At 33.8% G+C, this 10,595-nt stretch carries 12 protein-coding genes; 10 read left to right on the top strand and 2 right to left on the bottom strand.

The window, feature by feature from the left end:
* Positions 1-147 precede the first annotated feature (147 nt).
* Positions 148-786 (top strand): uridine kinase, encoded by a 639-nt coding sequence (gene udk, locus BMX40_RS15615; RefSeq protein WP_090871618.1) that lies wholly within the window; start codon positions 148-150, stop codon positions 784-786.
* A 217-nt stretch (positions 787-1,003) separates the two neighbouring features.
* The gene (greA, locus tag BMX40_RS15610; RefSeq protein WP_090871616.1) at positions 1,004-1,480 is read left to right on the top strand and encodes a transcription elongation factor GreA; all 477 of its coding nucleotides are present in this window, start codon (positions 1,004-1,006) and stop codon (positions 1,478-1,480) included.
* Between the two features lie 736 nt (positions 1,481-2,216).
* Here greA and BMX40_RS15605 read toward each other — a convergent pair.
* Positions 2,217-3,638: a zinc ribbon domain-containing protein gene (locus tag BMX40_RS15605; protein WP_090871614.1), complete on the bottom strand. Its 1,422-nt coding sequence runs from the start codon at positions 3,636-3,638 to the stop codon at positions 2,217-2,219.
* Positions 3,639-4,339: 701 nt separating this feature from the next.
* Between BMX40_RS15605 and BMX40_RS15600 the strand changes: the two genes are divergently transcribed.
* From BMX40_RS15600 to BMX40_RS15565, 8 genes are all read left to right on the top strand, one after another.
* Positions 4,340-4,723 (top strand): hypothetical protein, encoded by a 384-nt coding sequence (locus tag BMX40_RS15600; protein ID WP_090871612.1) that lies wholly within the window; start codon positions 4,340-4,342, stop codon positions 4,721-4,723.
* An 80-nt stretch (positions 4,724-4,803) separates the two neighbouring features.
* The gene (locus tag BMX40_RS15595) at positions 4,804-5,649 is read left to right on the top strand and encodes a DUF5702 domain-containing protein (RefSeq protein ID WP_090871610.1); all 846 of its coding nucleotides are present in this window, start codon (positions 4,804-4,806) and stop codon (positions 5,647-5,649) included.
* A gap of 23 nt (positions 5,650-5,672) precedes the next feature.
* On the top strand, positions 5,673-6,326 hold the full coding sequence (locus BMX40_RS15590) for a DUF4352 domain-containing protein (RefSeq protein WP_090871608.1): 654 nt from the start codon (positions 5,673-5,675) through the stop codon (positions 6,324-6,326).
* A 697-nt stretch (positions 6,327-7,023) separates the two neighbouring features.
* On the top strand, positions 7,024-7,212 hold the full coding sequence (locus tag BMX40_RS15585) for a prepilin peptidase (RefSeq protein ID WP_244513599.1): 189 nt from the start codon (positions 7,024-7,026) through the stop codon (positions 7,210-7,212).
* A 365-nt stretch (positions 7,213-7,577) separates the two neighbouring features.
* Positions 7,578-7,895, top strand: coding sequence for a hypothetical protein (locus BMX40_RS15580; protein ID WP_090871604.1), 318 nt, complete (start codon positions 7,578-7,580; stop codon positions 7,893-7,895).
* A gap of 161 nt (positions 7,896-8,056) precedes the next feature.
* Positions 8,057-8,755: a YrrS family protein gene (locus BMX40_RS15575; protein WP_090871602.1), complete on the top strand. Its 699-nt coding sequence runs from the start codon at positions 8,057-8,059 to the stop codon at positions 8,753-8,755.
* 22 nt (positions 8,756-8,777) lie between these two features.
* Positions 8,778-9,467 carry a 5'-methylthioadenosine/S-adenosylhomocysteine nucleosidase gene (gene mtnN / locus BMX40_RS15570; RefSeq protein WP_090871600.1) on the top strand — a complete coding sequence of 230 codons (690 nt, stop codon included), beginning with the start codon at positions 8,778-8,780 and terminating at the stop codon, positions 9,465-9,467.
* A gap of 69 nt (positions 9,468-9,536) precedes the next feature.
* On the top strand, positions 9,537-9,770 hold the full coding sequence (locus tag BMX40_RS15565; protein ID WP_170840821.1) for a YrhC family protein: 234 nt from the start codon (positions 9,537-9,539) through the stop codon (positions 9,768-9,770).
* Between the two features lie 27 nt (positions 9,771-9,797).
* Here the strand turns inward: BMX40_RS15565 and sigK are convergent, their stop codons facing one another.
* On the bottom strand, positions 9,798-10,502 hold the full coding sequence (gene sigK / locus BMX40_RS15560; protein WP_090871596.1) for an RNA polymerase sporulation sigma factor SigK: 705 nt from the start codon (positions 10,500-10,502) through the stop codon (positions 9,798-9,800).
* Between the last annotated feature and the right edge of the window lie 93 nt (positions 10,503-10,595).

The raw sequence follows: 10,595 nt of genomic DNA, 5'->3' as shown, positions 1-10,595 counted from the left end.
GCTAAACAATCGTCGTTAAAATTTTTAACTAAAGCTACAAGAAGTATGACGCACAATACATCTGATACGAATTAATACTTGAAAAGCAATGAACATAAGGAAATAACTATTAGTACATAAAAGTAAGGGAAAGGGGCCAAATGTGCCATGCGAGATAAACCAGTAGTAATCGGAGTTGCAGGTGGAAGTGGAAGCGGAAAAACATCTGTAACACGTTCCATTTACAATCGATTTTCGGATAAAACAATACTAGTTATTGAACAAGATTATTATTATAAAGACCAAAGTCATCTACCATTTGATGAACGGTTAAATACAAACTATGACCATCCTTTAGCATTTGATAATGACTTATTGATTGAACATGTGCATGATCTATTGAACCATAAGGAAATTAAAAAACCAATATATGATTATAAATTACACACACGCTCGTCCGAGGTTGAGAAAGTTTCACCAAAAGATGTTATTATTTTGGAAGGAATATTAATCCTAGAGGATCCACGACTTTTAGATTTAATGGACATTAAAGTATTTGTAGATACAGACGCAGATTTAAGAATCATTCGCCGCTTATTACGTGATATTAAAGAGCGAGGTCGAACATTGGATTCAGTAATCGACCAATACTTAAATAATGTTCGACCAAGCCATTTACAGTTTGTGGAGCCGACGAAACGGTATGCTGATATAATCATCCCTGAAGGTGGCCAGAATCATGTTGCTATTGATCTGATGGCTACAAAAATCGAACATATTTTAGCGAAATATCAATCGAATGAATAAGTGAAAACTATTGCGAATTTAAAGAAAATCTGCCATAGTAATGAAAAGAAAACTTTTTCACTATATTAGTTGAGACTATTTACTATTAATAGTATCATACAATTTATACTGTCTTTTCATTTTGCTCACTAACTGAGCTTAATAATACGTGTCCATTTGGCGTATTGATTTTTTAGTCTCGCGTTATGCGATTAGATCATAAAGGAGTGTTTTTTTCATGGCAATAGAGAAAAATTATTATATGACACAAGAGGGGAAAGAAAAGCTAGAAAAGGAATTATTATACTTAAAAACGGAAAGAAGACAAGAAGTTGTTGAACGAATTAAAGTAGCGCGCGACTTCGGAGATCTATCGGAGAACTCGGAGTATGATTCTGCAAAAGATGAGCAGGCATTTGTGGAGTCACGAATAGCTCAAGTTGAAAAGATGATACGTAATGCTGTAATCATTGAGAATGATAATGACAATCCTGATCTTGTTTCACTGGGTAAATCGGTTACATTTCAAGAACTGCCTGATGGTGACGAGGAAACGTATACGATTGTTGGTAGCGCAGAGGCGGATCCATTTGAAGGGAAGATTTCAAATGATTCTCCTATGGCAAAAAGTTTACTTGGACATGAAGTAGGGGAAGAGCTTTCTGTAGCAACACCAGGTGGAGATATACAAGTGAAAATAATTAAAGTTGAATAGCTGGATTAAAAGCGGAAATATATCCGCTTTTTTTCTTGTTCTTTATGTTTTTTAAACCTCTGTTGTGCCAGGAGGGGCGGATTGCTTATAATTTTGGTCTAAAAAGATCTTATTTCATTAGGGAAAACTTGGTTTCACGGCCAATATATCTCACCAAAGAAGGTGGCATGTCTAAAGAAAGACAAGATTAGTTAGCGAATAAACTTTGAATTGTAAGTATCATATTATTTTCCTAAAACACAGCAGAAAAAAATTATGAATAGTATATAATAATAGTATGGATTATTCGATTTATGTGAACGGAAAGCCGTAACTACCCATGAAGCTTACGCGTGTTACTTTATATCCACATGTACCAAAGTTGAATTTGTTTCAATGTACCGGATATTTAAATGGGAAAAGCAATTTGATGATTTGGGCCAGTCAATTTAAAATAGAGATAAGGAAATAGACAATTTTGATGGCGTGGTTTATATATTGGTATAGTAGATAGAAATAACAGCAAATAAAAGAATATACTAGAAATCACTTTACAAAAACTACATAGCAATCTATTAACATTATAAGCAGAGTATGGTCCGTTCACAGGGCAAAAAAGAAGAAATAAGTGATTCTTTAGAATCGGAGAGAAAATCTGGTGCTTAAGTGAGATTGGTTTGGTTGGCCATGAAACCTTTGCCCGATACTATGGCTTCAGCGGCAGAGTAAACCACCAGTTCACACTGGTGGTTTTGATTTAATCTAATTCATATACAGGGTCTTCCTCAAATACAAAGAAATGCCTATTATCAAATTGATCAATTTTCCATTCTGCTTCCTGTTCATCATAAAGCAAGAATACTTTAACACCACGTTCATATTCGTGATCATTTTCTCCTTTAAATAACCTTCCAAGATTACCATTCGGTTCATAATACGTGAACATGACATCAATATCAAATACATAGGCTTCTGCCTCTTCATCATATTCCGGGTCTTGATACCAGTCTACTCGATATTGCGCTTTACGTAAGGTTCCTTCGTATTCAGGTATCTCTTCTTCAATATATTCTATTTGTTCTTCGAGAGTTTGTATCATATTCTCTGTTATGTGATCTTGTAGTAGGGATACGTCTCGAGCATTTAATGCTTCTGTATAAGTTAAGAATACGTCATTTATAATTTGGATTATTTTTTCCTCTTCTGAATCTGAAATAGTAGGTACCTTACTAATTCGAATTTCTTGTACATCATTATTAATGATTTCAGATTGACTAATGATTGTTTCCCAAGGCATTTCTTTTTGAAGGTGTATTTCTATATTTTCACTTAGTGGAAATGGTCCTACGACTTGGCTTCCCTTGTTAATTATGATATCGGTTTCTTGATCGTTTACGAATAAGGTTGCTTCGTCTTCAAAGGTTGAAACAATATTAAAATTTCCTACATTTACTTCTATCTCTTGTCTAGTTGAGTTTGAATCCATGTTAAACAAGTTAATTTCTATCTCTTCTTCGGTAGAAGCATAGGAGTTATCAAAGATGGCTTTTAAAACATGCGTACCTGGCATAAAAGGTCCGTATTTTTTTTCATGAACGCCTTCTTCAACTGTTGTATCTATTTTCTCTTCATCAACAAAAAGATCTACACTATTATCCGTGGTAAATACCTCAATGAAAGCAGGTATAACCACTAATTTGTAATCATCGAAGAATAACCATCTTGATCCATTTTTTTCGAGAGTTATGGTTGCGTAAGTTTCTGATGTAGAGGGAACATCACCATTCTGATAGGATTCTGCTTCTTCCTTTAACTTGTTTATAATGGTTTCAAAAGAATCTGGATTTTCTTGGAAAAATCTTAATAATGTTGCTATGTTGTCTTCAGTAATTGTAAATGAATCCTCATAAGCAATTAATAAGTTAGTAAGTTCTTCATGATTCTCTGTTAAAACTGCTTCTTCGAATGAATTAATTTTATGTATTGGATTATGTTGAGAATTTCCTACTAAATAAAAGACGATAAATGATACTACTAGTAATAGTCCAAGTGACATTAATGTGATCAGCTTTTTAGAGAATTTTCTCTTAGGTTGTTTTTCTATCTTATTGCCACATTCAGGACAGTACTGAATGTCTGTAGCTAAATCATGGCCACAACTAATACATTTTAATTTCAATAGTTCTCACCCCTAATCTCCATTTCTACATTAAATCATACCAAATGTAGGAATAAAAATTATGCAACTTTTTCACTATTTAAAAAAGATTGATTTATAGATTGAGTAATATCAATTATCAATGAATCTGAAAAAGTATGAATTAGGTAACTAACGGATTAATTATATTTCAATTATATTACAAAATTATTACGTAATTATTAAAATCACCCAATTATAATCCCTAAGAACTAGACAAAAAGTACTTGTTATTTCTTTTGTATTATTTCATCTCTTTTTTGTATTTCTACAAAAATTCCAATTCGTCATTTTTTGATACTTCTCAGCTGGTAATATATGTTATATACGTACTATTTTTTAAAATACAGTAATATCGTTCGGTTTTGAGGGGTTAGAAGAAGTATTTAATTCTTGTATCTTTAATTAAGTATATTTACACAAATAAAATGGGTATAATTTCCTGTTTTTAGGTAATACTATTTAATTTAATTGTAAATTTAGTAAAATTTATAAAGTATATATAACAATTAATGGTGGTGTTTCTTGTTGAAGAAGATTCGGATCGTAATTGCAGATACAAATAAAGATTATTTAGAATCACTTGGTGCTTACATGCGTACATCAAGTAACAGTAAACAATTTATTGTCACGACGACTTAATAGCAACTTCTCGTGATGCTGTAGACAAATTAGAGGATGCATTGGAATTAATTGAAGAAGCTGAAGGAATTAATTCAGATATGTTAGATAAATTAGAAGATCATACCAATAGCGGTTCAAGTGGTGATTATGATAATGCTAAAGATGTTAGCGAAGAATTAAATGAAAGTACCGTGGGTGATAACACGGAGAGTAGTTTAGACGATTATGTATATGATGAAGAATTATTTACGAACTTAAAGGACGCCGTTGAAAATGCAATTCAATCGTTAAGGGTTGAGAGTGGTCCAAGAACAGATGCTTTAATAACGAAATTAGAGAATGACTTTCGGACTTTGAACGTAATAAAGGTAGCATTATTAGGGATATCGATTTTTCAAGAGAATATCACACTAACACAACAAATAAAGTTGAAGAAGCTCTAGATATTTTAGAAAATGGTCGGGCTGAATATAAGGATGCAGAGGATGAAATCACAGAAAAAGAAAATGAAGCAGATGAAGGGATGGATGAGAGTAAAGATCAGCTAGAGGAAATAGAAGATGCTATCAATAATGCTGCTGGTGCAGCAGGAGACAATCAAAAACTAGCCGAACTGGGACAAAAAGCAAATGATTATGGTGAAGCTATTGAAGCGAATAACCGAGAATTTTCAATGGAGGACAGAGACGACACGGCAGATGAGGCAATGTCTTTTATCGATACATTGTTTAAAAACTTAGGTAACTTGCTACTAACTGTAAGAGATGAGGTATATATAAACGAATATATCTTAATGCGGTTTAATAGTCATGATTTTGATAAAAGCGGTTTTGAAGCTAATAAATTCGAAAATAACCAAGTAGAATACATTATTTATGGGAAAGAACTTCACGGAATGAATTACTTTGCTGCTCTATCCGAAATATTTGCGGTTCGATTTGCTATTAATTTAGCGGCAGGATTTATGCAACCTGAAGCACGAGGGTTCGGACCGCTTACTTGGGCATATGCATTAAGTTTTGCTTTTAGTAGAACTACTATTGATCTAGCTGATATTACAAGTGGAGAGCCGATAGAATTGTTTCCGGGAAAAACATTTCCGATTATGGATTATAAAGATCATTTAAGGTTATTCCTATTTGCTCATCCAGAAGGTGGTAAATTTGACAGGTTAATGGCTGTAATTGATAGTGATACTGGCGAGGATCTAAGGGAGCGTTCAACATATGTTTCAGCAAAATCAACATCTTCTATTAATCTTTGGTTTTTACCACAAATTATAGAGATGCTTAATTCAACTAATGTAATAAATGGCAGAGTAGAAGGAAATACTTTTTTTATTGAAAAGGAAGTTAATTTTTCATATTAATATAAATTAAGAGGTGGTAAGTTATGAAGAGGATATTATTTATAACAGTTATTTTATCAACTATTACTTTAGGGTTAATGGCCTGTTCTAATGAAAATGCAGATGAATCCAATGAAGAGCAACCTAGTTCTGCAACAGAAAATAGTGGTAAACAAGATGAAACCAATACAGACATTGAAGGTGATGAAAATGAAGAGAAAGAAGAGGATAAAGAGGATTCTAACAGTAAATTTAATGTAGAATCGGAAGACCAACTTGATTTAGGTATTGGTGACACAGGAACATTTGATACCACCTTAGGAACGTATGATATTACTATAGTATCGGCAAAGTTAGAAGACGAAATTGATGGGACAAACTCAGAGTTAGATAAGTTTCTGTATCTAGATATTATTGTAAAAAATACAAGTCAAGAAACTCAAAAAGTAGAAGATTTATTACATTCAATGGAAGCTTCACACGAGCGTGAAAGAAGTGGATTTTCTGATGCATCAGATTATTTTAATAGTCTAGAAAAAATGTCTGGTGAACTTGCTCCAGGAGAAGAGATATCAGGTCAATTTGTCACTATGGTCTATGATTCAGAAGAATATTACTTTAGAAAAGACCCAGGTAATGTAGCCGCTGGAAGTAGTAACCAAGTAATTTGGACAATTAAAGCAGACGAGGTTAGATAAATAGATTTTAGGCTGTAAGTTAATGAGAAAATCGAGCTATATTGTCATGTGACAAATGGCAATATAGCATAACCATATCAGTATACGATATCTTGAAGAGAATATTTTAAAAATTATCTTTTGTTTACTAGTTGGGTAGAGAGCTTGTGGAGATGAACTTAATTGTAGTCTAATACTATAGAAATATTTTCATATTGATATTATTACAATTTTAATTAAGAGGTATCATGATAAAAAAATCAGTTTAATAATTTCTATTGTATTCATAAGTTTATTTTTGGTGGCTTGCAGTGATTAAAATGATACAGATAATGTAACTTAAGAAAAGATAATACCGATGCAACTAGTTCGGCAGGTGAAAACCAGAAACTAGCTGAACTGAAACAAATGTAAATGTTTATGGTGAAGCTATTGAAGCGAATAACCGAAATTTTCAATGGAGGACCGTGACGACACGGCAGGTGAGGCAATGTCTTTTATCGATACATAGTCAATGTGCTTTGGGAAATTTGAACGTAATCTCCACTAATTATGTGTTTCCAATATCAGCAGTAGTTCTCGTAAAAGAATATCCTCATGCACAAGCCTGAATAAACGTTCCAAAGCCTCTTGCTTTAAGTCTCATAAACCTTGCTGCTAAATTAATAGGAAATCGAACCGCAAATATTTCGGATAGAGCAGCAAAGTAATTCATTCCGTGAAGTTCTTTTCCATAAATAATGTATTCTACGGAGGAATTAATGGATTAATATTCTCCTTTTTAGGGTTATTAGTTGCTGGTGGTATATTTCTTATACTTTATGTTTTTAAAGGACTTGGGGCTGGGGATGTGAAACTGTTTGTGGCAATTGTTGCGATTGTTGGCGTACAAATGGTTTATACATAATAATAAGTTAAGATAACGGCTGGTATTACCGCATGCATAAAGGGAAAACGCGTACTCTTTGTCGTCTTAAACTCTTCTTCTGTAACTCCATGTTTTCTGCTTCTGTAGACTCTTGTTCTGCTTCCAAAGTTGATTCAAAATTTGAAGCAGTCTTACTAAGAGGTATCACTTGTGTTACATATAACACGGTTAAACTGCATAAGAAGCCTATTAATATGCCAGACAATAATGATATATTTTGTTTAGGTTTTTCTTTCGATTCTTTCTTGTTAGTGTCCTTAGTAAGAGAAGATTTAGTACTTTGGATCTTTGAGCTTAGATTATACTGAAGGACCATTTACCAGTAAATATCAAAACTATTAATTTTGCTTTTAGAATCAAGTGTACCTCAAGTAGCTATAGAAAAGTCCTGGTTAAATCAGCAATATGAAGAAGTTGTTGATTTCTATTTAGAAATACCTGAAAATAATAGAGCTAAACTATTGGCTGCACGTAGCTATCTCGAACTCGATGAACCAGATGAGGCTATGCAGCTAGGGGAAGAGATAAATGACGTTTCCATTCAAATTGCAGGTTTAGAAAAACAGATTGAATTATTAGAATCTAACGAAGAGCTTGATGAAGATGAAAGGGAGGAAAGGATAGAAGAATTAGAGCAGGACTTAGATGAACTAGCTAAATAGAAGTATCTACTCTGAAAATACATGGTAATTTAGTTTATGTTACCATGTCTTTTCAATTTGTTACAAGTTATTTAAAACTATCTAAATCGATAAAAAGTAATATATTTGTTTGCATATAAAATATGATACTATAATAGAGTAAACATAGGGAGGGAAAATAAATGAGTGACTTTGATAATTATACTCGTGTAAATAAATTTGAAAAGAGAAGAAAAAATACGAAAGCGATCTCTGCCATGTTTCTTTTGGGCAGTGTATTTATTGTCTTACTGATTGGGATATGGGTATTTGGAGGAAACGATGATGCGGAAGAAGGGACCAGCCCTGATACTTCAGAAGAGACAAACCCTAATGCTGATGACATGGACTCCGATCAACAAGATGATTCAGATGAGCAAGAAGATGTAACAGCTGAAACAGAAGATGGTGAGACTTCTTCTGATGAAAGCGAGTCTACTACTGAGACAGAGGAAGAAACAAATCAAGATACGAATATAAATCAAGCTGAAATAGAAACTCAACCAGCAGATGGCACTGATGACCAAAATGTTATTGAAGCATATACTGGAAACTGGCCACCTATTGGAACGGAGCAAGAAGGGCCTCATACTACTCAATACGATGAGGGTACACAAGATAGAATAGAAATGGAAGAGGCTATTAGAGTTGCAACTGGTTTGTCTGAGGATGATATGATTACATGGTGGTTAGAAAACGGTGGCGAACAAAAAGTCATTGGAACAGTGACGAATAACCAACAAACAGAAACATATAGGGTTTATATTAGCTGGATTGAAAATGAAGGTTGGCAACCAACCTTAGTAGAGGTATTAGCGGAAAACGATAAAAAGAACGATTAGCGTTTATAGGAGGATTTTCAACATGACAATCGGAATTATTGGAGCTATGGATCAAGAAGTTGCCATTCTCAAGAAAAATATGCAAGATATCCAAGAAGTAACAGTAGCAAACTGCTCCTTTATGAAGGGGAGCCTATTAGGAAGAGAGATTGTACTACTTAAGTCTGGGATAGGAAAAGTTAATGCAGCGATGGCTACAACCATATTGTTGGAGCGTTATGCTCCAACACATATTATTAATACTGGCTCGGCTGGAGGATTTTCAACAGAATTAGAAGTAGGTGATGTTGTCATTTCTGATAAAGTGGTTCATCATGATGTAGATGTGACAGCTTTCAACTACCAATACGGACAAGTTCCTGGCATGCCGGCGATGTTTGTGGCTGATGAGGATTTACGGAGAAAATCGCTACAGGCTGTGGGCGAGTTAGAGGTTGAGGGAAAAGAAGGAATTATTGCTACTGGTGATTCTTTTATGGAAGATCCGGAAAGAGTAGCTTATGTGAGAGAAAAGTTTCCTACCATGATAGCAGCGGAAATGGAGGCTGCTGCAGTTGCACAAGTATGTCATCAATATAATGTCCCATTTGTAGTAATTCGGGCATTATCAGACATAGCTGGGAAAAAATCCTCCATATCGTTCGATGAATTTCTAGAGCAAGCAGCGAAAAATGCATCTGAAATTATTATGTCAATGATAAAATCATTGTAATAACACCATTATTTCCCTCCTTACTTAGACATTTGAATATGTTATCATGAATAATAGGGGGGAAGTATGGTGGAAAATAAACAATTAGAATTAAAATTGAAAGATTATTTGCGTTTTATAGCATCACTAATCATACTTGGGACGTATCTGTTTTTCGGGGGAATTATTAATGTCTATATCCAGCCTTCGGAAAATGGAGCCGAACTTTTTTATTTATCCTTCGCATTATTACTAATAGGTTTAGGATTATCTTTTAAATATATAAAACTAAAAAAGACAATAGAAAAAAATGAGCGAATCTGAATTGATCGCTCATTTTTCTTTTTCTTATTAGCTCTTTCTTTCATTTCTAAAATATTCATGGAATACTTTCATTAATGCTCTTTTCTCAATTCGTGATACATAGCTTCTGGAGATATTTAACTTTTTGGCGATTTCTCTTTGTGTCATTTCTTTATGGTCATTCAACCCATACCGATATACGATAACTTCCCGTTCACGTTTATCAAGAATAGAAAAATAGTCTTGCATTTTTTCGATCTCCATATTCAACTGGATATACTCGATCACATTTTCATTTTCTGCTTCGAGAATATCAATTAAGCTAATTTCATTCCCTTCTTTATCCTGCCCGATAGGATCATGAAGAGAAACATCCTTTTTAACCTTCTTAAGAGCTCGTAAATGCATTAGAATTTCGTTCTCTATACATCTTGCGGCATAAGTAGCAAGTTTGGTTCCTTTCCCAACAGAGAAGCTCTCTATACCCTTAATCAATCCGATTGTGCCGATGGAGATCAGATCCTCCATATCTTCTCCCGTATTCTCGAATTTTTTCACAATATGTGCGACCAACCTCAAGTTATGCTCAATTAATTTGTTTCTAGCCGTTTCACTTCCGTTTTGCATTTCTTTAAGGTACTTTGCTTCTTCTTCTGATGAGAGGGGTTGAGGAAACGCATGGTTTTTTACATAAGAAACAAAGAATAGTGCTTCTTTTATTAATAATGCAAGGACACTTAATATTCCGGACAAACACTACACCTCCTAAAAGCTTCAGTTGGGCTTATGCCTATATAACCAACCTATGTCGCTTAATCGATTTTTGTGTCTGTCCATAAAAAAACG

This window comes from Oceanobacillus limi, assembly GCF_900111445.1.
Taxonomy (GTDB): Bacteria; Bacillota; Bacilli; order Bacillales; family Amphibacillaceae; genus Ornithinibacillus; species Ornithinibacillus limi.
Note: the sequence above shows the minus strand (reverse complement) of the source record. Positions and strands in the feature narration are given on the sequence as shown.

Bases quoted from the DNA above. Each gene is read 5' to 3' on its own strand.
- BMX40_RS15595 (WP_090871610.1), top strand. From the start codon at position 4,804: ATGGATGAGAGTAAAGATCAGCTAGAGGAAATAGAAGATGCTATCAAT.
- BMX40_RS15575 (WP_090871602.1), top strand. From the start codon at position 8,057: ATGAGTGACTTTGATAATTATACTCGTGTAAATAAATTTGAAAAGAGA.
- BMX40_RS15590 (WP_090871608.1), top strand. From the start codon at position 5,673: ATGAAGAGGATATTATTTATAACAGTTATTTTATCAACTATTACTTTA.
- greA (WP_090871616.1), top strand. From the start codon at position 1,004: ATGGCAATAGAGAAAAATTATTATATGACACAAGAGGGGAAAGAAAAG.
- udk (WP_090871618.1), top strand. From the start codon at position 148: ATGCGAGATAAACCAGTAGTAATCGGAGTTGCAGGTGGAAGTGGAAGC.
- mtnN (WP_090871600.1), top strand. From the start codon at position 8,778: ATGACAATCGGAATTATTGGAGCTATGGATCAAGAAGTTGCCATTCTC.